Genomic DNA, 22,790 nt, shown 5'->3' on the forward strand with positions numbered 1-22,790 from the left:
AGAACGTTTTTCCTACGCGCGATAGAACAGGTACCGATCGGGCGCGATGGTTTCGGGACCATCAATCTGATCAAATCCGACCAAAGGCTGGCCCGAGATCAACAACGCGCCCGGTTTCACAACGTTCGCGATCAGAGGGCTGAGGTGGGCCGCTTCATCGACGTCTTCTGACTTGATCCCCCGACCAAAGTCGTAGTGGGCCAAGGCAATCCTGCGCCCGGTCGCTGCCAGCTTTTGCAACATCGGCTCAGCTTCGCCCTGCAAGAAATCCTGCGCGGGCGGGGTGCTGTCAGGATGGCACTGCAGAACCCGGTCCATCACCCAAATGCGGCGATCCGGCAGAATTTCCCGCAGGTGATCATAGGTTCGGCCATTGCCCAGCCCCATATCCAGAACGTCACCTTCCATGTCAGCAATTTGCGCCGCTGCCCAGTTCAACCCATCGCGCTGGGCGGTCAGGCGGCGCAGCATGGAATCCAGTCGGCTCATAGATGATCTCCGTAGTTGTTCAGCGTCTCGGTGGCGGTCCAGACCTGCCCCGGTCCATCCAGCAATCGTTGGATCAGGCTTTGTGTGAAGGTCCAGACATCTGGCGTATGAACAAGATGGTGCGTGAGAATCCCAAACGCTTCGGCATTGTCCGTTCGACCCAAGCGGCGATCTTTCAGCAGGTCAACGACCTGTGCCACCAGAAGGTCCGGATCGACCAGACCGCGCGTGCCTTTCCAATCAATAGGATCCAAATGGGTATTTACTTGCAAAAGTCCCGGCGCAGCCAAAGCGGCCTTGCGCGGTGTCGCAGTCGAAAGGATACGAAACCCCATTCCGGGCAGTTCTTCGACGACTTTCTGCGCAATCCTGTTCCACGGCGGGACAAACATCGGGCAGAGCCGATTGCCGAACAAATCCTGCAATCGAGCCATACCGTGGCGTGCGTCTTCAACAGCCTCGGACAGAGGTCGGTGCAGACGGAATTCCGACTTCTTCTCGGTTGGCGGCGCGTGGTTCTTGTGCGCCCACCCGTGAACAACCGGAATCATCTGTGGGGCCTGTGCAACAAATCCTGCCAGATCGGCATCCGCATCGCGGGGAACAACCGCCAGATGCACCGGGACACCCAAATCCTCGGCCATCTTGTTCAATGTGTCCAACTGAAGCGTCACAGTCACCGCATCGTCGTCGCGCCACCACATCGGCAGTGTGAGACTTTCAAGCTGCCAATGTTCCAGCTCGGCTTCCAACGGGTGCCAATCGGCTATCATCTTTTCGCCTCTACCAGAGTTTCGGCAATCTCGACCGACGTTCTTGCGCCATCAATCCCTTTGACCATAGGCGCGCGCGGCGCGTCAGCGATGGCAGCGTTCAGGGCATCACTCAGGGTGTCTCCGGTCAGTCCGGCGCTTTCCACCATTCGGAAGCCGCTATGCCGAACAAGGCTGTGTGCGCGCAGGGTTTGCTCTACCTCATTCCCGTCGTCAAAGGGAACCAACACGGCAGGCGTGCCGCTTTGCAACAGATCCATTGCGGTGTTGTAGCCGCACATGCTGACCGAGGCCGCTGCAAAGGGCAGCATCTGGCGAAAATCAGGTCGCACGGGTTCCACAACAACCGGCGCGTCAGCGGCGAGCTTTGAGAGTTCCTTGATGCGCAATGATGCGTTTTGGCCACCGACCAAAAGGCGCCAGCGCCTGTTGGGCATCTTTCGGGCGGCTTCGATGGCCGCGTGAAAGATCGGCTGCCCCACCGGACCGCCGCCGGCGCTGACCAGAATTTCTTCGGCCCCGAGCGTGTGGGGATGGGGGACGGGTGCCGGCTGTGCAACGAAGCCGGTATAGTACAGCCTTTCCTCCAACGCAGGTGATACCGGCCAACTGGTCGTCAGCGAAATCACCGACGGATCGGAATGGACCAGAACCCCGTCATAGTATTTCGTGACCATCTCCTCTGCCAAGGCGACCTTTGCGGGTTTTGATGGCGGGGCAAGAATGTCACGTACGGATGCGAGAATGACCGGCCTTTGCGGCAGCGCATGTGCAGCTTCCAGCGCTGCCTGAAATTCTGCCGTCAGAATGCGGCGCCCAAAGGGGAAAAGCTCGGTTATCAGGATATCGGGCAGGAATTGCCCAACAGCCCGCGTCAGTTCTTTGGACCTTTCGGCAAGATACGCGTCACGCGCTTCGCGCCCATCCTGATCCAGCAAGCGAGTGAAGTTGGTTCCATCTGACCGCAAAGGCGGCAACCCTAACAGCGTGAGGCCTTTTACGTCCAACTGCGGGGCAGGCATGCCGCCAGAGACGACAAGAACCTGATGGCCGCCCTCGGTAAACGCGCGGCCAAGCGTGAGTGCCCGACTGAGATGGCCTGTACCCAGCAGATGAGTCACCACGATCATGACCCTCATAGGGTCACCTCGCGCGGTATCAGTCGCACGGGATTCGCGTGTAGACGCATCGGATCAAGATCAAGCACGAACAGCCGATTGCGTTTGATCTTAAACGGCGCGGGGCCTTGAAAGTCCCACCCCCAGGCTTTGGCAAGAATGACGCGCATGATACCAATGTGACACACAGCCAGGTTATCGTGCCGCAACGCAGACAACCACGGTTGCAGCCGCGTCCATAAATCGGCGGGGCTTTCTCCGTTGGGTGGGCGGAAATCCCAACCCCAATCCTCGATATGACGATAGCCGCTATCTGGTGTTTCGATCAGATCGGCACCGCGCTTTCCTTCCCATGCGCCCCAGTTCATTTCCATCAAGGCTGGCGATGGAACGGGGTCCTGGCCCGCAACCAACCGTGCGGTTTCCACGGCGCGTTCCAGCGGGCTGGACCAGAGTTTGGCCTGATCCCAACCGGGCGGCAAACAGTACCCTGCCAATTCGGACCGCGCGTCGGCATCCAGGGGTATATCGCTGCGGCCCTGAATCTTTCCGGCCCGGTTCCATGATGTGTGCCCATGGCGAAGAAGCGCTAGGCGGGTCATGCCGGAACCTCCGCCAAGGGTCGGACTGCGTTCCAGAACCGGTTAGTCGCAGCGGGCATCAGGTGACGTCGGGCAATGTAGCGGCGCGCAAGCACGCCCTGCGCCCTGCGAAAATGGTTGTCATTCAAAAACGATTGCACGCGGCGGGCCAGCCCCTCCGGCCCAGCCTCAACCGTTGGATAGTCGGATGGCATCAGAACGTCCCGAACGCCCGGCCGGTCCTGTGCGGCGACAGGCAGCCCGGCCGCCTGAGCTTCAAGGTAGACCATGCCATAGGCTTCGTTCATGCCCGGCCAAATCAACAAAGATGAGGTTTCATAGAGGCGCTGCAAGGCGGGGCGATCCAATTGACCAAGACACTGCACCCTTCCACCGAAAGGGGCCATCATGGCCTCTACCTTGTTCCTTGCGGGACCGTCACCCGCAATGTTCAGGGACCAATCTCCGGTTAGCTGCGACAGGGATTCCGCCAGAATGCGATAAGAGGCCAATTTGTCGCCTTCGCGCATCATCCCCACCGTCAGCATGGGGCCATCGGCGGACCCTGCCTTGGGCAGCTTATCTGTAGGCAGGAATGGCGGCAATTCGACAAGTGCCTGATCCCCGAACCGCTCACGTTCCAGCGTGATCAGGTCGTTTGCAGTGTGGTAGAACACGACTTTGGCCGCGTCGCAGGCATCATGGGCCGCCTGGGCGAATCCAGCCCAGGGCCCGTCCAGCCGACTGTATGCTCGGGTGCTCTCCAACTGCACATAGGGAATGCCACGCGCCTTACATACCGCAGGACCAACAAGATCAGGGGCTTTGTAGTAGTTGTGATAGGTAACCCAAAGGTTGGTATCCGGTGCCAATTCCCGGATCAGCCGATCCGCTTCAATACGCGCTTGTTGCCGGAGTTCGTCCTGCAGTGAGGTATCGCCGCTTTTGTCGAAAATACGCAGCTCAGACGCCAGATCAACCTGATCGCCCTGCGCGGAAATCGCCTTCATAAGGTTTCGCGCCATTTCGCGGTCACCCGAAGGCTTCGGGCTGTCCGGCGATTTCATTGGTGCGTAAAAGGCGACCCTTGCCATCAGGAGCGGTCCGCGCAGAGCGCTGTCAACCGCGCAGACAGGCGGGCGATGCCCGGATCCATGCGAAAATCGGCCAGCAGGCGGTCATGGGCAGCGCATGCCATACCATCTGCCTTGGCGGGGTTGCTCGCCAAATCCGAAATGGCCGCAGCCAACGAGGCAGGATCATCGCTGGACAATACACCATGCGTTCCGTTGCTGATGAATTCGGGGATTGCAGAGACGGGCGTGGACAAAATGGGCAGCCGTTGGGATGCAGCTTCCATCAGCACATTGGGCAGACCGTCTCTATCGCCGTCTGTGGCTATTCGGCTGGGCAACACGAACAGGTCCGCCTGGCGCATCATTGCGATGACCTCGGGTTGGTCACAAGCGCCCCGCCAGGTGATCCGATCCGACAATCCGGCATCTGCGGCCTTGGCCCGTAAGGGTCCGTCCAATGTTCCGCCGCCGATATGGGTCCAATGCCAATCCAGTGATTGCGGAAGCATGGCGAAGGCATCCAACAGCCGGTCAAACCCCTTTTTTTCGACCAAACGACCAACAGACAACATGTGAAACGGCGCTTCGGGTTTTCTCAGAATGCGCTCGGGCGCGTCCGGAAAACGGGAAAGGTCCAACCCATGATAAATCAAGTCCACCCGATCCGGATCATCTGCAAGGCCTCGCAAATGCTGCGCCCCGATGTTGGTACAGGTGGCACCAAAGGACGCGCCATACGTATCTTCCCTCAGTTTCTCTTGTTTCTCCCATTCCGGCGACGTCCAGATATCTTTGGCGTGGGCCGAGAAACTCCACGGCAGTCCACGCATAACGGCAGCATAACGCGCAACAGACGAGGGGGTGTGCATGAAATGCGCGTACAGACCACGTGTGCTTGCAGGCAACTCAGCCGCCAAAACACAGGCTTGTCCAAAGCGGCGAATGCGGTTGTGGGTCGGATCACGCCGCAAGTCCCGACGCCATATCTGGTAGGCGCGGTGGTAACCAGGCAACTGCGTGGCGATCTGGCGGGCGTCACTCAGACGTTTGGGTTCGTCATGCAAGTATTCCGGAAGATACCGGACTTGTCCCTTGAAACGGTCATGCAACGGGTGCCTTTTGGTGTCGGTCGGGTGCCGAAGAGACCAGATGTCAAATTCATGACCGGCATCCTGCAGTGCCACCAGTTCCTGCGCAATGAATGTCTCAGACAGGCGCGGCCATCCTTTGACCAGCACCGCCAGCTTGGGGTCTGTTCTGTTCATCCGGTGGCGCGCTCTTGTTCAGGTCCAAGCAGGTCGTTTATGCGATGGGCGACGTAATCCAGACCGTCCAGCAACCCGCTTTCGATTGCTTGGGACGGAAGCGGTTGATGCGGAAGGTCGCGAATGGCCTGTATCATCGCCTCGGTCGTCAGGCCACCACGCCGTTCGTCCAGCATTCGAACCAAGCCCAGATCCTGCGCACGGGCAGCTCGGATCCATTGCTCCAGCCGCGGCGTGGTGCGCGGTACAATGACGGCGCGCTTGTCAAAAGATAAAACCTCGCAGAACGTGTTGTATCCGCCCATACAGACGACGCCTGCTGCCCCGGCAAACAAGGTTTCGATCTGGGATTCAAACCCAACAGCCACCACGCGACTGTCGAGTGCTGCGACGCGGGTTTCAAAGTCCTCGCGCAATTCACCCGACAAGAACGGACCATAAACAAGGATCGCACGCGGTGAGAGAGTTGGATCTTTTTCGTATGCGGAAAGGACAAGGTTGACCATCGCCTTGCCATCACCGCCGCCGCCCGGGGTGATCAGAATGTAGGGCTGCTCAGGGGCCTCGCCCACCGGTCCAAGATCCCGACGAAGGTACCCCGTCCAGTGTATGCGCCCTTGCGCAGCCGGGCTGAGCGGCAAACCCTTCGTCGGATCATAGATCGACCGAAGACCATAAACCCAGATTTCGTGATAGAAACGCTCGGTCGCGGTCAGCGCGTCTTTGCGCGCCCATTCGGCGGCCAGAACCTCTGGCTCATCCAGAACATCGCGCAGGCCAAGAACCAGCTTGGTATCGCCGGCGTGTTCCAGATACTCCAGCGTCGGTAAAAGCTCGCCGCGAAAACCTGTTGGCTCCTTGTCGACAATCAAAACATCGGGATTGAACTGGCGGACCGAGGTCTGGATCAGGCTCGAGCGCAGCTCTGTGACCTCATCAATGCCCATGCCAATGGTCTGAGATGCGTATGACCCATCTGATCGTTTGGTTACCCCGGGCAGGCGAACGTGGTCGACGCGTCGCGGAAATGTAAACCGCCCGGCAACCGGTGAGCCGGTCAGAATCAGGGCCGACGCGCTGGGGTCAGCCTGTGTCAGTGCGGCCGCGAGAGCGCGGGATCGGCGCAAATGCCCCAGTCCGAAGGTATCGTGGCTGTAGAACAGAATGCGCGGCGCGCGGTCGGTCTTTGTGTTTTTGTTGCCTAGGCCCATGCCTTTGCCTATTTCAAGTGTCCGTGCAAGTCCGCGCGTTTGCACCTGTTATCGTACATTCACAGCGGGTCCATACGAAAGGGGCAATTTTTGCCCTGAAAGTCTGCTTGCCATTGCGCGGTGGCAACAACAAAGTTGCAAAGCCCCAGGGCATTACCCGTTTCCGCATAAAAAGCGCAAGTCCCAGAAGCCAGCCCAAATCATACACAAGTCCCCCTCGCGACATATTCAATTTTTTATGACTTGGGAACCGTCTATCCCGGCCATTGCGGTCAGAACACGGGTTCAACACGAATTTGAGATATCGGGGCGGACGATTTGAACCCGCTCAACTGCTTCTGTATTCTGCCCGTTAACTCTGAATCGGATGCAAGATACGATGAAACCTAAACTTCTTGCCTGGGTGGTCTGGGCTGCGCTTGCGGCAATGCTGGCCTTGGCGTCGGTTGCCACTGCGCAAACCTCGTTAATTCCCGGATACACTTCGGGCACGACAGAAGAGGCGCCGCCAGAAGGTGATCTGGCCGGAGCAATCCGATCAGCCACCGAGGCCGGAGCAAGCGTCATCGTCATTGACAGCGCCGGCCAGGTTGTATCGACGACGTCAGGCCCGGATACGCCCGAGGAGTCGTCGACCGACCCAATGGGCGAAGGGTCGCAATTGATGAAAGCGCAGGAGCGGTTTTCGAAATTTCAGGAATCCGTCAATTCGCGCCTGCAGGCACTGCCGTATTCGGTGTTCGAGGTGCAGTATATTCTGCGCCAGACAAGCCCCGACGGGCGTATCCAGACATATGTCGAGGTCTTGGGCTGGAACATCCTATTCCTGCTGTTGGGGCGTTGGCTGTCCATCGAAATCTACGCCAAGCGGATCGCCAAGCGATGGGTCGTCGCGCGGATCAAGGATAACCCGCAAGGGTATCGCGAAAAGATGCCCTTCCTTGTCTTCCGGTTCATTATGGGTATCGGAGCCACGGTCTTTGCCATGCTGATGGCGCTGATCGTGGGCTATCTGTTCTTTGGAGAAGCCGAAGACATTTCGATCCAATTTACGGTCACGGCGATCTTTACCGCATTTTTCCTGTCACGCACCGTGTCCGACCTTTGGCGGATGGTTTTGTCGCCCTATCTCAGCCAATACCGTCTTCCCCCGTTTTCGGATCGGGATGCAAAGCGGCTGTATATCTGGGCATCGGTGCTTGCAACATACGATATTTCTGTTGTTTTGTTTTCCACCTGGGTGGCTGATTTCGGGCTGAACTACAATGTTTACGCCATGGTCTATGGCAGCCTGACGTTGGCGGGTGCCTTGGGCAATGTGTTGATGATCCTGTTCAATGCGCGCGCCATATCCAATGCTATTCGCGGCGGTCGGGCACCGGATCAGGTGTCCTGGATCTTGCGCTTTATCTCATTTGCATGGGCGCCGGTTCTGATCCTTTACATGGTGTTCAGTTGGTTCAGGCTGGCCGTGGACCTTGTTCTTGAAGTCCACGACTCGATCCCGATCGTGGCCAGCAGCTATGCAATCTTTATGTCGGTGGTCGTTGCCTATGGCGCGATGAACTACCTTCTGGAACGTTATTTTGATCGTAATCGGGCGATTGAAGAGATGAATGCCCAGGCACCAGACCCCGACATGCCCGCGGATGATGAGCAGGTGGTTGTTACGCCCGAGGCCGAAATGCGTCGGCATTCCATTCTGACTTACGAAGACCTGGCACGTCGCGTGGCAGGTATTCTGGCCTTTGTCGTGGGCATCTACGCGCTGGTCGTCATCTGGAACCCGCAGGCCAGCTGGAGCGAGGACCTGCCGATCGAACGGGCGTTGGATGTCATGGTGATCCTGTTCATCGGATACATCCTGTTTCACTTCTTCCGCATTTGGATCGACAGCAAAATCGCAGAGGAGGAAGAAGACAGCGGCGGAGAAGCTGAATTGGGTGACGAAGGCGGCGAGGGCGGCCAGAGCCGCCTGGCGACCTTGTTGCCGTTGTTCCGCGGGGCGATTCTGGCGGTTGTCGTGGTGACCATAGCTCTGATCGTATTGATGGAGCTTGGGATCAATGTCAGCCCGTTGTTTGCTGGTGCCGGTGTCGTGGGCCTGGCTGTTGGATTTGGGTCGCAGACACTGGTTCGCGATATCTTCTCGGGCGCGTTCTTTTTGATGGACGACGCATTCCGTAAGGGCGAGTATATCGATATCGGGGATGTGAAGGGGACGGTCGAGAAAATATCGGTCCGGTCATTTCAGTTGCGCCACCATCTGGGTGCGCTGAACACCATCCCCTTTGGTGAAATCAAGGTTCTGACCAACTACTCGCGCGATTGGGTCATCATGAAACTGCCGCTGCGGGTAACCTATGATACCGACGTCGAAAAGGTGCGGAAACTGATCAAGAAACTGGGGCAGGAATTGCTGACAGACCCGGTAATCGGTGAGAACTTCATTCAGCCGTTGAAGTCCCAGGGCGTGATCGAAATGCAGGATTCTGCAATGATCATACGGGTCAAATTCATGACCAAACCGGGCGATCAATGGCTGGTGCGCAAGAAGGTGTATCAGGAAATTCGCGAACTGTTTGCCCGTGAAGGTATACGATTTGCGCATAGGGAAGTCACCGTACGCCTGGCCGACGGCAAAGAGGCGGAGGACCTTACACCCAAACAACGCGAGGCTGTGACCGGTGCAGTGCAAGCGGCGATTGACGAAGACTATCTGGATGATATCGGACCGGGAGGTGACGACCGCTAAGGTCCGCGCGTATCGCCTTGGACCATGTCGCGCCCGGTGCGTGAATGTCTTATGTCTGGAACGATGGCCAGTTTGGCGCTGAAGTGCCAAGCTTTGATGCTGGAAGCGACCATCGCATGTCCGATTGTCCGACCTGCAACGCCGGTTTCAGACGGTGCCCCGGACCCCAGCCAGAGGCTTCGCTGGCGGCAGAATAATCGTCCCGGTTGGCCGCGGTTATATCGCCCAAATCACTGGTTTTTGCGAGGCTCGCCAGCAGTTCCGCCGTTCGGGCCAATGACAAATGGGCTGTCATCACAGTGTTGCCCAGCGCGGCCTCGGTCAGGGCGGACAGGGCCGCTGCGGCCATCAGATATCCAGTCGCATGATCCAGTGCCTGAACCGGCAGCGGCGTTGGTTTGTCGGCCTTCGCCCACTCCATGCCAGCATGTGCGATTCCGGCGCTCATTTGCACAAGACTGTCAAAGCCACGCCTGGTGGCCCAGGGTCCTTGCCAACCATATGCATCCAGCGTGACTTCTATTCGTTGCGGCGCAATTTCATCGCGCTTGGTTTTCGTCAAACCCAACGCATCCAATGCACCGGGGCGATAGCCGTGGATGAACACATCTGCCTGAGCCAGCATGTTTTGCAATTGATCGAACCCGGCTTCTGACTTCAGGTCCAGATAGGCACAGGTCTTGCCCAGCGAAACATCCGGTATCACGCCCGGCTCATCCCATTGCAACGGGTCCACCCTTAAAACCTCGGCTCCGAACCCGGCGAGCGTACGGGTCGAAACCGGCCCGGCCAGAACACGGGTCAGGTCCAGCACGCGCAAACCAGCCAGGGGGCGCTGCGCAGTCGCCTGCGGACGATCCCGCAACGAAACGCTGCGCGGCGATTGCCAGTCAATCAAAGGGTCCCGTGCGACGGCACGGCCCTGCGGGTGATCCTGCCATTCGGTCCGGCTGCGCATCGCGGCGGAAACACCGCCCTCCGCAACAATCGCGGCCTCGAGTTCAGCGATCGGCCAGTCCCGAACGGCGCGGGCAACAGCATCGCGTTCGGCGTGGGTTCCAAGCACCTTCAAGGCTGCCGCGCGGTGGTGCGGCAAATTGGTGTGCAGCCTGATCCACCCGTCCGACGCGCGGTAATCTCCGGCGATTGCGTCCCACAGGTTGGGCATGTCCCAACCGTCGGGCTTGAAGGAAAACCCATACCATAGCGATGCCAGACGATGATCTACCACGACGTCTTGCGGTTCATTTGACAGGTCCAAAGCGGCGATAAGTCGGGCCAGTTCCTGTCCCACCGCCGCGAAGCTGAGCGTGGCGAGTTCAGAAACCGCAAAGGCGCTGGGGCGATCCCCGGTCCCAAGGGTCTCGAACGTGTCCGACGCAGGAAGAGAGGCCAGCAAGCTCATTGTTGATAGGGATCAAGACTGTCCCGCAGCCCATCGCCAAGGAAGTTGAACGCCAAAACGACGACGATGATCGGCAGCATCGGGATCGCAGTCCATGGATAGATTTCGATGGAAGCCAGATTTTGCGCGTCGTTCAACATCACACCCCAACTGACGGCAGGCGCGCGCAGGCCCAGACCAAGGAAGCTGAGCGCCGTTTCCCCAAGGATCATCGCCGGTATGGACAATGTGGCCGAGGCGATCAGGTGGGACATGAAATTCGGCAGCAGGTGTTTGCGGATCACCCGGCCCGAGCTGGCCCCCATCATTTCAGCGGCGCGGACATATTCCTCTTCGCGCAGGGACAAGAATTTGGCACGCACGGATCGTGCAAGACCCGGCCAGTCGAGGATGCCCAGAATGATCGAGATGATGAAGAAAACGGCAACCGGGCTCCAGTTCGAAGGCACGGCAGCGGACAAGGCCAGCCACAGCGGCAGTTCAGGCAGCGAGCGCAGGACTTCGATAACCCGGTTGATCACCCAGTCGATGCGCCCGCCGAAATACCCCGCCATCGAGCCGAACAGAATGCCCAGAAAGAACGACACCGAGATGCCGATAAGACCAACCGTCAGCGACAATTGTGCGCCATAGAGGATGCGGCTGAAAATGTCGCGGCCCAGCCTGTCTGATCCCCAGAGAAACAGAGTGGCGCCTTCGGGTGCACAGAACAGGTGGGTGTCCGATTTGATCAACCCTGCCAGCTTATACTCCGAGCCTTCGCAGAAGAACCGGATCGGGCGAGGGTCTTCGGTATCGGGGACGAATTTCCACTGAAAGGTCTCTAGATCGGCCTCGGCCACTATCGGATAGATGTAAGGGCCGATGAATTCACCGTCGTGAAACCAATTGACAGATTGCGGCGGCGCATAGAGATGCTCTCCGTTCCGGTCGTTTGGGCCATATGGCGCGATAAATCCTGCAAAGGGCAGCATCAGGTAGCACAGCAACAGGAAGATGCCCGAGATCAGCCCCAGCTTGTGCGTCTTGAATTTACGCCAGACCAATACCCAATTCGGGGCGTCAAGATCGGCGCGCTCCAGTTGCTGGATCGAGGCTTCGGGATCAAACGGGGCGTCGTCGACATAGCGACCATCGGGTTTCCGCGTCATGCTTCACGCCCCTCGTACCGAATGCGCGGATCGAGCATGACCAGCAGGATGTCGGATATCATGGTGCCGATAAGTGTCAACAAGGCGACGAACATCAGGATGAAGGCCGACAGGAATTGATCCTGTGTCTTGAGCGCCGTCAGAAGCGTTGGGCCAATAGTCTGGAGGCCAAGAACAACGGACACCAGAACAGAACCCGACACCATCGAAGGCAGCAGGTTCCCGATGTCTGCCACAAAGGGATTGAATGCCACACGCAAAGGATATTTCGTCAACATCCGCGACGGTGCCATGCCTTTGGCCACAGCCGTCTCGACGTAGGGCTTCCCCAATTCATCCAGCATGTTCGCGCGCAGGCGCTGCATCATGGCTGACGCGCCGGACGTACCAATCACGAATGTTGGAACGATCAGATGAAGAAGGATGGATTTCAGCTTGTCCCAACTCATGGGCTGGCCTTCATAGACCGGATCCATAAGGCCACCGATGGGAAGGTTGAAATACCGATGGCCGTAATAGAACAGGATCAATGCCAAAAGAAAGTTGGGGGTCGCCAGGCCCAGATACCCGACAAAGGCCGAGGTATAATCGATCCAGGTGCGCGACCGGGCGGCAGCAATGACGCCCAGCGGCAAAGCCACGGCATAGACAAACAGGATGGCCGCCAAGTTAACAACTACGGTCAGCCAAAGCGTGTCACCGACGATTTCGGACACAGGGCGGTCAAACTCGAATGACCAGCCATAGTTGCCCTGCAGCAGACCTTCGAACCCATGCGGGCCGGGCCAGAAACCCATCCAGATCAGGTATTGTTCCGGCAATGACCGATCCAGCGAATACTCGGTGCGCAGAAACTCGGCCTTGGCCACACCTGCAGACTGACCTGACGCCTGAAGCTCAGCGATCTGGTTGCTCAGGTAATCGCCGGGCGGCAGGTTGATGATCACGAAAATCAGCACCGAGACCACCAACAGTGTCAGCAGCATCGTGAAGAAGCGATACACCGCATAGCGCAGCATGACCATTTTGCTGCTCCTGGATCAGTCGGCGAAGAAGAACTCGTCGGGACGATGGACGCCAAAGTGCGCGCCGGGTTCCCACGCCCACATGGCCTGTTCGGGAACGTTACGCAGCCGGTTTGATACGACAATGGGTTGAGGTGCGCCATTCAAGACGCCGATGGCGTAAATCTGGTCAGCATGGATTTTCAGCATCTCGTTCCAGGCGGCGGCGCGGTCTTCGTCGCTTGTTGCGACCTCCCAATCATGAGCGAGTGTCATAAGGCGTTCAGCCTCGGGCATGTCTGGCGCTTCGCCGACATCACCGCCTGTTTGATAGTGCTGCCCCCATTTCGGCCAGGCGAGGAAAACCTGATCGGTTGGGGCCAAATATGCGGGCGACGTGTGCATCTGCGGGATGCCGTCATCCCAGCCAAACCAGACCGACGCCATGGTATTGCCGGCAAATACCCGGTTCCTCAGAATGTCGCGGTCCAACGGTCGCATGACCAGTTTGACCCCGATTTTGCGCCAGTCATCCGTGATGATCTGAAGCGCGTTTTCGACCTCTTGCCGCTCGCCGGCGGTTTCAATCACCAGCTCCATCGGGCGACCGTCGGGCAATAGCCGAATTCCGTTACCGTCTCGTTGATCCAATCCGGCCTCGTCCAAAAGAGCGTTGGCCATATCAGTGTCGAATTGCGCCCAGGCCTGCGCGTTTTCTTCGTTGTAGAACGGGGACGCAGGCAGAACTGACATTGCACCCGGTTGCGCCAGTTTGAAGTACAGCGCCTGATTGATCGTTTTGCGGTCAATGGCCAATGACAAGGCGCGGCGAACGCGCACGTCCCGCAAGACCTCACGCCACGCTTCGTCTTCGTAGTTCAGGTTCGGATATATTGCGATCTGAGACGCGACACCGGTCTTCCATAGATAGGTTTTATACCCGCCCTCGGCCTCACCCTTCTTGAGGATCGAGGCATCACGGAACGCAAGCCCGCGCCCTTGTAGATCAGTTTCGCCGGCATTGGCCTTGGCAGCGACCAATCCCGGTGCCACAATCTCCATTTCCACAACATCAATGTAAGGCAACTGCACCCCGTTCGTGTCGATCCTGTGGTAGTAGGGGTTGCGCACAAAATTGTGTCTGATCTTCTTGCCAGAGCTTGCATTCAGCCACGGTTGCAATGTGGGCAATTCGTGATTGTCGAACTTGTACAGGTTGTCGACCTTGTTGTGCAGCGCGGCCCAGCTTTTTACGCGCGCGTCCTCGACCTGAAGCGCCAGTTCTTCGCCATCGGCGAACTTCTCATGATACTGCTTCAGAAAGGCGGATGGACGATAGATGAACGGCGGGCGCGCCTGCGCCAGCGATTGCAAGAAATCCGGGTTCGGGTCATCCCATTCAAAAATAACGGTTTTCTCATCGGGAAAAGTCACCGTCGGCACTTGGCCTTCGACAAGCAAAAAGTCTGGTGGCCCGGATGGGCTGAGAAGTTCGTTATTCGCCACATCCTCCCACCAGTACCGGAAGTCTTCCGAAGTAAATGGTGTTCCGTCGGACCACTTATGGCCATCGCGCAAGCGCAGTGTGAACTTGCGGTTGTCCTCGTTTTCGTAGGAGGCCAGCAGGTCGGGCACAATTTCGTATTTTTCGTTGAACCCAACGAGGCGCGCGTAGCCATAGACAACCATCTGCCGGATGTCCTTGGATCGGGTCACCATCGTTCGCATCGTGCCACCGGGCACCCCAAGGTCGCGGCCCTTTGCCGCCAGATCGACAACCAAGGGTTCAGAAGGAATGCGCTCTTGCACAGGTGGCAAGTGCCCGCTGTCAACTTCGGTTTTCCAGAATGCGCCTTCCTGCAGATCTGGAACGGACTGGGCCATGGCGGGCAGCCATCCCAAGAGTGCCAGCGAACCGGCCAACATGAAACGATGAGTGGTCTTAAACATGGCAACGTACCTTATGGCCGGGCTCCATCTCTGTGAGTGAGGGTATCACGGAGTCTGAGAAACGAAAGGCGTCTTCCCAACTGTCCGGTGAACCTGCACCCAAAGCAACTAGTTTCAGGTTGATTGGGCGATTGATATCAGGTTCCGGCTGCGCCGCGATCAGCGCCTTGGTGTAGGGATGGCGAGGGTTATAGAACAGAGTTTCAGGCGGGGCTTGCTCGACCACCAGACCTTGACGCATGACCGCGACCTCATCGGCAATACGGGCCACGACGGCAAGGTCGTGCGAAATGAACAAGTACGAAAGGTTCAGGCTGTCCTGAAGATGTTCCAGCAGGGTCAGGATTTGCTCCTGCACGGATACGTCTAATGCCGAGGTCGGCTCGTCACAGACAATCATCGCAGGGTCCAGCATCATGGCACGTGCAATCGACAACCGCTGTCGCTGACCACCTGAGAACGCATGCGGATAGCGTTTCAGCATGTCGGTGTTCAACCCGACACGTTTCAGCATCTCGGCGGCTTTGTCGCGTTGCTCGGACACCGACCCAAGCTTGTGGATTTCCAACGGCTCGGTCATCGCGTCCTGAATACGCATGCGTGGGCTGAGCGAACTGTAGGGGTCTTGAAAGACCATCTGCGCTTTGCGCTGAAAGGCGGTGCGTTCACCCTTGGACATCTTGTGAACAGTTATGGGGTCGGTATCGGGGCTGGAGCGGAAAAGGACCTGCCCGCCGGGATCCGGCAATTCGGCACCCAAGGCAATTCTCGCCGCAGTGGTCTTGCCCGAACCACTTTCGCCCACTATTGCAAGCGTCTTGCCACGCGCCAGTTTCAGTTCGACACCGCGGCAGGCATGGATCAGCTTGTCAGCCTTCCAGCCTTTGCTGGAACGCATTGTGTAAGTCTTTGAAACATCGACCATCTCAAGGATCAAATCCTCGTCGGGCATGGGCAGCCCGACGGCATCTTGGTCCGGGATCGCAGGTGCCGCATCAAACAGTTGCTTGGTGTATGGATGGGCGGGTTCGGTCAGGATTGGCGCAGCAGCCCCGGCTTCCATGATGCGCCCTTTGTGCATGACCACAACCTGCTCGGCCATGTTGGCAACAACGCCCAGATCATGCGTGACCAGAATAAGCGCCATGCCGGTCTCGCGCTGCAATTCCTTGATCAGCCCCAGAACCTGAGCTTGCGTTGTCACGTCCAACGCCGTTGTCGGCTCGTCCGCGATCAACAGTTCTGGTTTTGAAACCATCGCCATGGCAATCATCGCCCGCTGGCGCATCCCGCCGGACAATTCGAACGGGTACGAGTCGTATGCGCGCTTGGGATCGGGAAAACCCACTCGCTCGAACTGGGTCAAAACCTCCTTGCGCGCGTCGGCTTCGGATGCGCCGCGGTGCAGCCAAAGTACTTCGCTGACCTGATTTCCGATTTTGTGCAGCGGCGAAAGTGATCGCATGGGTTCTTGAAAGATCATCGAAATCCGGTTGCCGCGAATGCCGCGCATCTGACGCTCGTTGATGGTCGTCAGCTCTGCAGTACCTTTCGAGTCATTCAGCGTGATCGTGCCCGAGCGTATCTGCGCCGTGCGTGGTAGAATTCGAAGAGCGGCGCGACATGAGATCGTCTTGCCAGATCCGGATTCGCCCACCAGGGCAAGCGTTTGTCCTGCTTCGACATCAAAGCTGACTTTCTGAACAACGGATTCACCCGCGCCAAAGCCAATGCTGAGATCCCGCACGGACAGTAACGCAGTCATGCGGGTCTTCCACCCGGCTGGCTGTGGCAAATCATCGGATTTGTGAACTCCCTGACTTTTTTAGCGCAGTTTCGCGCGGTTGGGGCGGCGTAGTCAAACACCTTCTTCGGCAGAATTGTCGCGGAAACGTGAAAATACGGGACGTTTGACTACACAATGCGTTGAGATTTTGACATCAACCGTTCCGTAAGCATCACATTTGGGTTGGTAAATCCAAAGAAAGGAATCTCTGGTGTCCGAAAATCAAAGCCGTTTGGATCTGTTTATCGACCGTATGGTATCACAGCGCGCTTGTCTGGATTTCGCCATCGCTGATACATCAGGCCAAACCGGTCCGGTTTTTGAACTGGGTCTCGGCAACGGCCGGACGTACCACCATATGATCCAGTATATTCAGAAACGTCCGGTGTTTGTTTTTGAACGGGCAGTGGCCTCGCATCCCGACTCGACACCACCCGAAGATCGCGTGATTTTGGGGGATGTGCGCGAAACTCTACCGGCTGCGGTTGAAAGGTTCGGGGCATCGGCCAGTCTGATCCATGCTGATCTGGGTGGTCACAACCGGGAAAAAAATGATGCGTTTGCGCGCTTTGTGTCGCCGCTGATCCAACCCCTTTTGGCACCTGGGGGTTTGATGGTTTCCAGCGACAGGATGTATTTCGAGGACCTGACCGAATTACCGCTGCCCCCCGATGCGGTTGCAGGTCGCTGTTTCATCTACCGCCGTTGATCGTTCTGGTGAACGCAGCGGCCCGACTGGTCAATATGCGCAGAGGCGGGCTAACGTGATCCGCGTGAAAATCTGCAGGGACTTCAGTTGATGCTGTTTTATGATTGCAAAACCGCCCCAAACCCGCGCCGGGCAAGGATGTTCATCGCCGAGAAAGGTTTGGACATAGAGACCCAAGAGGTCTCGATTGCAAAAGGCGAACAACTGGGCGCAGCGTTTCGTGCGGTCAATCCTCGTGCAACGCTGCCAGTTCTGTTGACGGACGAAGGAACGGTTCTGACCGAAAATCTTGGTATTGCCGCGTATCTCGAAGCCAGATTTCCGGACCGGCCACTGTTGGGACGTACCCCGGATGAAATCGGTCTGGTTCACATGTGGAATGCGATAGTTGAACACCAAGGAGGCGCACCGATTGGTGAAACACTGCGCAACTCTCACCCGGCATTTGCCGACCGTGCTATTCCCGGCCCGACAAATTACGCGCAAATTCCCGAACTCGCCCAAAGAGGAAGAGACCGCGTGGACGCGTTCTTTGATTTGCTTGAGGATCGATTGCAGCACAGCACGTTTCTGGCAGGCAGCGCGTTTACTTTGGCGGACATAACAGCGTTTGTGTTTGTTGACTTTGCGCGGGTTGTAAAGGCGCGGATTCCTCACGAAAACACCGCAACTCTGACTTGGTTCGAGAACATCAAAAAACGTCCAAGCGCCAGTCTTTAAACGTCCAAGCGCCAGTCTTTGAGAATGCGGTTGCACGTAAAATATTGGTCCGGAACAGGACTGTACAGAAATGTCTAGACAGAATTGAACAGTGCGTCTAGCGTCCCTCGCGAGTCATTCAGGAGAGCGCAGGATGAAATCGCATTATCGTGTCGTTGTTATCGGGGGCGGCGTCGTTGGCGCCTCGGTTCTGTATCATCTGGCCAAGTTCGGTTGGTCTGACGTGGTCATGCTGGAACGTCGACGCTTGGCCTCAGGGTCATCCTGGCACGCGGCCGGGGGCGTGCATGCGTTGAATGCTGATCCGAATATGGCGGCACTGCAATCCTACACAATCGATTTGCTCAGCGAGATCGAGAAGGAATCGGGTCAAAATATCGGCTTTCACGTAACCGGTGGTCTGACTTTGGCGGGCACACCCGAGCGCTGGGAATGGCTGCAGGCGAATTACCGCATCTTCCAGTCTATCGGCATTGATGATTGCGAGTTGCTGTCCCCGGAAGAGGCACAGAAACGATGCCCGATCATGTCTACCGACGGTGTTCTGGGTGCGATGTGGGCAGACCGGGAAGGGTATATCGACACCACTGGCACCGTGCAGGCCTATGCGACGGCCGCAAGAAAACGCGGCGCGGAGTATTATGAGGAAACCAAAGTTGAAGAGCTGATTCAGACCGCTGATGGCTGGCAGGTTGTCACCGACAAGGGTACTATTACCTGCGAACACGTGGTCAACGCCGCAGGTCTGTGGGCCAAGCAGGTCGGGCGGATGGCAGGCGTTGAATTGCCGGTTTCGCCGCTAAAACACCATTACCTGATCACGGATACCGTGCCCGAAGTGGCTGCATCGGAATTCGAGATGCCGATGACCGTGGATCTCGAAGGGTTCACCTATATGCGGCAAGACCAGAAAGGTGTTCTGGTCGGGATCTACGAGGTCGATCACGAGCACTGGGCGATGGATGGTGCGCCCTGGAACTATGGCGAAGAGTTGTTTCAAGAGCAGCTGGACCGGATCGAAAACGAATTGACGCTGGGCTTTGAACGCTACCCGTCGATCCAGAATGTCGGAATCAAGACATGGGTGAACGGCGCCTTTACGTTCTCTCCTGATGGCAACCCGCTGGTCGGACCGGTGCCGGGCAAGCGCGGCTATTGGTCTGCCTGTGCAGTAATGGCGGGCTTCCTGCAGGGCGGCGGTGTTGGCAAGACGCTGGCCGAATGGATGATTCACGGCGAGCCGGAGGCAGACGCGTGGCCGATGGACGTGGCGCGCTACGGCGATTTTGCGCAAAACAAGCGTTACATTCGCGAAACCACCGGTCAGTTCTATTCCCGCCGTTTCGTGATGACCTATCCGAACGAGCAGTTGCCGGCGGGCCGTCCGCTGAAAATGGCACCTGCGCATGACGCAATGACCGAAGCAGGATGCAAATGGGGCGTGAGCTGGGACCTCGAAGTCCCGCTGTATTTTGCGCCGAAGGGCTTTGACGAAACGCCGACCCTGAAGCGTTCGAACGCGCATGACATCGTGGCCGAGGAATGCAAAGTGATCCGTGAAGGCGTCGGCCTGCTGGATATTTCGGGCTTTTCCCGGTTTGAGGTCAGCGGGCCGAACGCAGAAATCTGGCTCGACAAGGTTATGGCCTCGAAGCTGCCTGCGCCGGGGCGTGCGAAACTGGCCCCGATGCTGGGCGAAAACGGGCGGTTGAAGGGCGACCTGACTATCCTCAACTGGGGCGACGGCACCTGGTGGATCATGGGCAGCTACTACCTGCGTGCCTGGCATATGCGCTGGTTTGACGATCACATGATCGACGGCGTCAACGTCCGCGATCTGGGCGAAGAATACTGCGGGTTCGCTGTCGTCGGACCCAAATCGCAGGCCGTGGTCGAAAAACTGGCGGAACAGGATATTTCGGACCTGAAATTTATGGCATGCGGTAAGTTCGATATCGGCCTTGTCCGCGCCCGCGTTGCGCGCATGTCAGTGACGGGTGAGAAGGGCTACGAGATCAACTGCCGCTATGGCGATCATATCAAGCTGCGCCGAATGCTCCTGGAAGCAGGGGCTGAAGAAGGCATTCGTGAATGCGGGTTCAACGCGATGCTTTCGACCCGCCTTGAAAAGAGCTTTGGCATCTGGTCTGCGGAGTTTACGCAGCTCTATACACCGGGCATGACGGGCATGGACCGTTGGATCGATTGGGACAAGGACTTTGTCGGCAAAGATGCAGCTGTTGCCGAACGTGATGGAAACGGTCCGGCACAGCTGCAGGTGACGTTGGAAATCGACGCGCTGGACGCTGATGCAAGCGGCTATGAACCGATTTGGTCCGGAGACGCCCGCGTCGGTTTTGTAACCTCGGGTGGATATGGCCACCATACCGGCAAATCACTGGCAATGGCGTTGGTCGACCGCGACAAGGCCGAACCGGGAACGGAACTGACGGTGCATGTTGTGGGGCTTGAGCGACCAGCGCGCGTCATTGCGCCGTCGCCGTATGACCCGCAAGGCAAGGCGATGAGGGGCTGACGATGACTGCGCACCCCCCCGAGCGTGGGCGGCGGCGACGCGGGCGCGGCGCGGAAGCCGCGCCTGCCGAAGGCCGCAAGGTAAACTATCGGCAGTTGCGCAACCCGTTCCCTCAGATGGAAGTGTTCCCCGCCGACCAGATTGCCGACATGCACGAAACCGCCCTAAGGGCGCTAGAGGAGCTGGGAGTCAAAGTCTTGTTGCCCGAGGCCCGCCGCCTGTTCGCAGAAGGCGGTGCGCGGGTGGATGAAAACAGCGAGATGGTTTTTATCGGACGCGATATCGTCGATGCCGCGGTTGCTTCGGCCCCCAAATCCATCGCCTGCCAAGCCGGAGCCCGGTATCGGGATTTCACGTTGGAATTGGGCTCTTTGGTGTTTCAGCCGGGGGCCGGTGCGCCCAACGCCACCGATCTCGAGCGGGGTCGCCGACCTGCAACGGGGCGGGATTACCTTGAATTCCTGAAGCTGACCCATCACTTCGACGTTTTCCAGATGATTTCGCCGCAGGTCGAGCCACAGGATGTTCCCACCCACTTGCGTCACTACTTTACGACGCAGGCGCAGATGGAATTGACCGATAAATTCCCCTTCTTTTTCTCGCGCGGGACGCCGCAGGTCATGGATTGCTTTCAGATGTTGTCCATCGCGCGCGGGCTGACTGATGAGAAATTTCGCGCAAATCCCCATTGTTATACGATCATCAATACCAACAGTCCGCGAACACTGGACATACCAATGGCGCAAGGCCTTATCGACTTCGCGCGTCACGGTCAGATGTCCATCATCACGCCATTCACCCTGATGGGGGCGATGGCACCGATCACGGTGGCCGGTGCGATCACCTTGTCTCATGCCGAAGCTTTGGCCGCGCTCACGCTGACACAACTCACCAATCCCGGCGCACCGGTTTGCTATGGCACATTCACCAGCAACGTGGACATGAAATCCGGCGCGCCTGCCTTCGGGACGCCGTCGCATTTTCAAGCCTCGCTTGCAGCCGGACAATTGGCGCGGCATCTGGGTTTGCCGTGGCGGTCTGCGGCGGGCTCTGCGTCGAATATCAATGACGTGCAGGCGGCAAACGAAAACCAGTTCGGGCTTTGGGGCTGCCTGATGGCGGGTGCCACCGTGATCATTCACTCTGCGGGCTGGCTTGAGGGCGGTCTGACGGTATCGTTCGAAAAGCTGGTCTGCGACGCCGAAGTTCTGAACATGGTCGCGGAACTTTGTGCGGGTGCTCAGGCCGGAACCTCCGAGATCGGTTTTGACACTGCGCTACGCGAAGTAGAGCCCAGCGGGCACTTTTTTGCCTCCAGTCAGACGATGGAGCGATACAACACCGAGTTCTACGAACCCCATGTGCACGATTACGCCAATTTTGGAACCTGGTCGGAACGCGGCGCGATAGATGCCAACCGACGGGCAACCGGCGTCTGGCAAGGTATTCTGAGCGAGTTCAAGGCGCCCCCCAGCGACAGTGACCGGATCGGCGCGTTGAAAGACTATGTCGAACGCCGAACAGCAGAAGGTGGCGCCCCGCCGGAGAGTTGAATGAACACGAAACCGATCCTGCATCGCGATGACCCCAAGGCGGCCCCGTTGGTCGGCAACATAAAGGTCACACGTGACGACTGGCTGAACGTGGCGATGGATGTGCTGATCTCGGATGGCGTGGATCAGATCAAGGTACTGAATCTGGCCGAACGGATGGCGGTGTCGCGGTCGTCCTTCTATTGGTATTTCAAGTCTCGACAGGAACTGCTGGACGCGCTTCTGGCACGCTGGCAGGCCACCAACACGGCGGGTCTGATCAGACAGGCCGAAGCGGCAGCGCCGACGATCACGGCCGCGGTTTGCAATGTTCACCGCTGCGTTGTGAACACGGCCTTGTTTGACACCGCGTTAGACTTTGCGGTGCGCGACTGGGCCCGCAAATCGGGCAAGGTGCGCCGGATCCTGGATCAGTCGGATGCCAAGAGGCTCAAGGCGTTGCACGCTATGTTTGCCCGCTATGGCTATTCTGAGATTGAGGCAGAGACACGCGCGCGTGTCCTGTACTATATGCAGATCGGTTACGATTTGGCCCAATTGAATGAGCCGATGGAAACTCGGATCTCGATGGTGCCGCATTACCTTTATGTTTTCACCGGCGTGGAACCGAAGCCGCAGGAAGTCGAAGAATTCTCTGCCTATTCTCAGCACCACTGGGCTGGCGCTGAGACTTAAGATCGCTGCGCTAAAATTGTTGCTGGATTCGTT

At 57.9% G+C, this 22,790-nt stretch carries 18 protein-coding genes; 6 read left to right on the forward strand and 12 right to left on the reverse strand.

Annotated features, from left to right (window positions below; translation table 11 throughout):
* Nucleotides 1–12: 12 nt before the first annotated feature.
* The 7 genes from RA28_RS18445 to RA28_RS18475 are packed head-to-tail and all read right to left on the reverse strand — an operon-like array spanning nucleotide 13 to nucleotide 6,513.
* On the reverse strand, nucleotides 13–489 hold the full coding sequence (locus tag RA28_RS18445) for a class I SAM-dependent methyltransferase (protein ID WP_039532043.1): 477 nt from the start codon (nucleotides 487–489) through the stop codon (nucleotides 13–15).
* A complete protein-coding gene (locus RA28_RS18450) occupies nucleotides 486–1,262 on the reverse strand; it encodes a polysaccharide deacetylase family protein (protein ID WP_039532045.1) in 777 nt (258 codons plus the stop codon). Before RA28_RS18450 ends, RA28_RS18445 begins: the two co-directional genes overlap by 4 nt.
* Complete coding sequence (locus tag RA28_RS18455; protein WP_039532047.1) at nucleotides 1,259–2,401, reverse strand: glycosyltransferase family protein; 1,143 nt, start codon at nucleotides 2,399–2,401, stop codon at nucleotides 1,259–1,261. The genes RA28_RS18450 and RA28_RS18455 overlap by 4 nt, the downstream gene beginning before the upstream one ends.
* Entirely contained in the window at nucleotides 2,398–2,982 is a 585-nt protein-coding gene (locus tag RA28_RS18460) for a histidine phosphatase family protein (RefSeq protein ID WP_039532049.1), read from the reverse strand. The genes RA28_RS18455 and RA28_RS18460 overlap by 4 nt, the downstream gene beginning before the upstream one ends.
* Nucleotides 2,979–4,055, reverse strand: a complete 1,077-nt coding sequence (locus RA28_RS18465) for a glycosyltransferase family 4 protein (RefSeq protein WP_039532051.1) — start codon at nucleotides 4,053–4,055, stop codon at nucleotides 2,979–2,981. Before RA28_RS18465 ends, RA28_RS18460 begins: the two co-directional genes overlap by 4 nt.
* Nucleotides 4,055–5,302, reverse strand: a complete 1,248-nt coding sequence (locus RA28_RS18470) for a glycosyltransferase family 4 protein (RefSeq protein WP_039532052.1) — start codon at nucleotides 5,300–5,302, stop codon at nucleotides 4,055–4,057. Before RA28_RS18470 ends, RA28_RS18465 begins: the two co-directional genes overlap by 1 nt.
* Nucleotides 5,299–6,513, reverse strand: a complete 1,215-nt coding sequence (locus RA28_RS18475; protein WP_082029862.1) for a glycosyltransferase family protein — start codon at nucleotides 6,511–6,513, stop codon at nucleotides 5,299–5,301. The genes RA28_RS18470 and RA28_RS18475 overlap by 4 nt, the downstream gene beginning before the upstream one ends.
* Nucleotides 6,514–6,892: 379 nt before the next feature.
* Here RA28_RS18475 and RA28_RS18480 point away from each other — a divergent pair, with 379 nt between their 5' ends.
* On the forward strand, nucleotides 6,893–9,268 hold the full coding sequence (locus RA28_RS18480; RefSeq protein ID WP_039532575.1) for a mechanosensitive ion channel domain-containing protein: 2,376 nt from the start codon (nucleotides 6,893–6,895) through the stop codon (nucleotides 9,266–9,268).
* Between the two features lie 49 nt (nucleotides 9,269–9,317).
* Here the strand turns inward: RA28_RS18480 and RA28_RS18485 are convergent, their stop codons facing one another.
* The 5 genes from RA28_RS18485 to RA28_RS18505 are packed head-to-tail and all read right to left on the reverse strand — an operon-like array spanning nucleotide 9,318 to nucleotide 16,543.
* The gene (locus RA28_RS18485) at nucleotides 9,318–10,673 is read right to left on the reverse strand and encodes a CoA transferase (protein ID WP_039532054.1); all 1,356 of its coding nucleotides are present in this window, start codon (nucleotides 10,671–10,673) and stop codon (nucleotides 9,318–9,320) included.
* Nucleotides 10,670–11,824, reverse strand: coding sequence for an ABC transporter permease (locus RA28_RS18490; RefSeq protein WP_039532056.1), 1,155 nt, complete (start codon nucleotides 11,822–11,824; stop codon nucleotides 10,670–10,672). The genes RA28_RS18485 and RA28_RS18490 overlap by 4 nt, the downstream gene beginning before the upstream one ends.
* Nucleotides 11,821–12,849 (reverse strand): ABC transporter permease, encoded by a 1,029-nt coding sequence (locus RA28_RS18495; RefSeq protein WP_039532058.1) that lies wholly within the window; start codon nucleotides 12,847–12,849, stop codon nucleotides 11,821–11,823. The genes RA28_RS18490 and RA28_RS18495 overlap by 4 nt, the downstream gene beginning before the upstream one ends.
* A 15-nt stretch (nucleotides 12,850–12,864) precedes the next feature.
* Complete coding sequence (locus tag RA28_RS18500; RefSeq protein WP_052261518.1) at nucleotides 12,865–14,778, reverse strand: ABC transporter substrate-binding protein; 1,914 nt, start codon at nucleotides 14,776–14,778, stop codon at nucleotides 12,865–12,867.
* Nucleotides 14,771–16,543, reverse strand: a complete 1,773-nt coding sequence (locus tag RA28_RS18505; protein ID WP_039532061.1) for an ABC transporter ATP-binding protein — start codon at nucleotides 16,541–16,543, stop codon at nucleotides 14,771–14,773. The genes RA28_RS18500 and RA28_RS18505 overlap by 8 nt, the downstream gene beginning before the upstream one ends.
* Before the next feature lie 232 nt (nucleotides 16,544–16,775).
* On the opposite strand from RA28_RS18505, the gene RA28_RS18510 reads away from it, so the two are divergent.
* The 5 genes from RA28_RS18510 to RA28_RS18530 all read left to right on the forward strand — a co-directional run bounded on the left by RA28_RS18510 (nucleotide 16,776) and on the right by RA28_RS18530 (nucleotide 22,757).
* The gene (locus RA28_RS18510; protein ID WP_039532063.1) at nucleotides 16,776–17,273 is read left to right on the forward strand and encodes a class I SAM-dependent methyltransferase; all 498 of its coding nucleotides are present in this window, start codon (nucleotides 16,776–16,778) and stop codon (nucleotides 17,271–17,273) included.
* A 90-nt stretch (nucleotides 17,274–17,363) separates the two neighbouring features.
* Complete coding sequence (locus tag RA28_RS18515; protein WP_039532065.1) at nucleotides 17,364–17,993, forward strand: glutathione S-transferase family protein; 630 nt, start codon at nucleotides 17,364–17,366, stop codon at nucleotides 17,991–17,993.
* Between the two features lie 133 nt (nucleotides 17,994–18,126).
* A complete protein-coding gene (locus tag RA28_RS18520) occupies nucleotides 18,127–20,529 on the forward strand; it encodes a GcvT family protein (protein ID WP_039532067.1) in 2,403 nt (800 codons plus the stop codon).
* A 2-nt stretch (nucleotides 20,530–20,531) separates the two neighbouring features.
* Entirely contained in the window at nucleotides 20,532–22,082 is a 1,551-nt protein-coding gene (locus RA28_RS18525) for a trimethylamine methyltransferase family protein (RefSeq protein WP_039532069.1), read from the forward strand.
* Nucleotides 22,083–22,757, forward strand: a complete 675-nt coding sequence (locus RA28_RS18530) for a TetR/AcrR family transcriptional regulator (protein ID WP_039532070.1) — start codon at nucleotides 22,083–22,085, stop codon at nucleotides 22,755–22,757.
* The last annotated feature ends 33 nt before the right edge of the window (nucleotides 22,758–22,790 follow it).

Source organism: Ruegeria sp. ANG-S4, from assembly GCF_000814005.1.
GTDB lineage: Bacteria > Pseudomonadota > Alphaproteobacteria > Rhodobacterales > Rhodobacteraceae > Ruegeria.

Bases quoted from the DNA above. Each gene is read 5' to 3' on its own strand.
- RA28_RS18445 (WP_039532043.1), bottom strand. From the start codon at position 489: ATGAGCCGACTGGATTCCATGCTGCGCCGCCTGACCGCCCAGCGCGAT.
- RA28_RS18450 (WP_039532045.1), bottom strand. From the start codon at position 1,262: ATGATAGCCGATTGGCACCCGTTGGAAGCCGAGCTGGAACATTGGCAG.
- RA28_RS18455 (WP_039532047.1), bottom strand. From the start codon at position 2,401: ATGAGGGTCATGATCGTGGTGACTCATCTGCTGGGTACAGGCCATCTC.
- RA28_RS18460 (WP_039532049.1), bottom strand. From the start codon at position 2,982: ATGACCCGCCTAGCGCTTCTTCGCCATGGGCACACATCATGGAACCGG.
- RA28_RS18465 (WP_039532051.1), bottom strand. From the start codon at position 4,055: ATGGCAAGGGTCGCCTTTTACGCACCAATGAAATCGCCGGACAGCCCG.
- RA28_RS18470 (WP_039532052.1), bottom strand. From the start codon at position 5,302: ATGAACAGAACAGACCCCAAGCTGGCGGTGCTGGTCAAAGGATGGCCG.
- RA28_RS18475 (WP_082029862.1), bottom strand. From the start codon at position 6,513: ATGGGCCTAGGCAACAAAAACACAAAGACCGACCGCGCGCCGCGCATT.
- RA28_RS18480 (WP_039532575.1), top strand. From the start codon at position 6,893: ATGAAACCTAAACTTCTTGCCTGGGTGGTCTGGGCTGCGCTTGCGGCA.
- RA28_RS18485 (WP_039532054.1), bottom strand. From the start codon at position 10,673: ATGAGCTTGCTGGCCTCTCTTCCTGCGTCGGACACGTTCGAGACCCTT.
- RA28_RS18490 (WP_039532056.1), bottom strand. From the start codon at position 11,824: ATGACGCGGAAACCCGATGGTCGCTATGTCGACGACGCCCCGTTTGAT.
- RA28_RS18495 (WP_039532058.1), bottom strand. From the start codon at position 12,849: ATGGTCATGCTGCGCTATGCGGTGTATCGCTTCTTCACGATGCTGCTG.
- RA28_RS18500 (WP_052261518.1), bottom strand. From the start codon at position 14,778: ATGTTTAAGACCACTCATCGTTTCATGTTGGCCGGTTCGCTGGCACTC.
- RA28_RS18505 (WP_039532061.1), bottom strand. From the start codon at position 16,543: ATGACTGCGTTACTGTCCGTGCGGGATCTCAGCATTGGCTTTGGCGCG.
- RA28_RS18515 (WP_039532065.1), top strand. From the start codon at position 17,364: ATGCTGTTTTATGATTGCAAAACCGCCCCAAACCCGCGCCGGGCAAGG.
- RA28_RS18520 (WP_039532067.1), top strand. From the start codon at position 18,127: ATGAAATCGCATTATCGTGTCGTTGTTATCGGGGGCGGCGTCGTTGGC.
- RA28_RS18525 (WP_039532069.1), top strand. From the start codon at position 20,532: ATGACTGCGCACCCCCCCGAGCGTGGGCGGCGGCGACGCGGGCGCGGC.
- RA28_RS18530 (WP_039532070.1), top strand. From the start codon at position 22,083: ATGAACACGAAACCGATCCTGCATCGCGATGACCCCAAGGCGGCCCCG.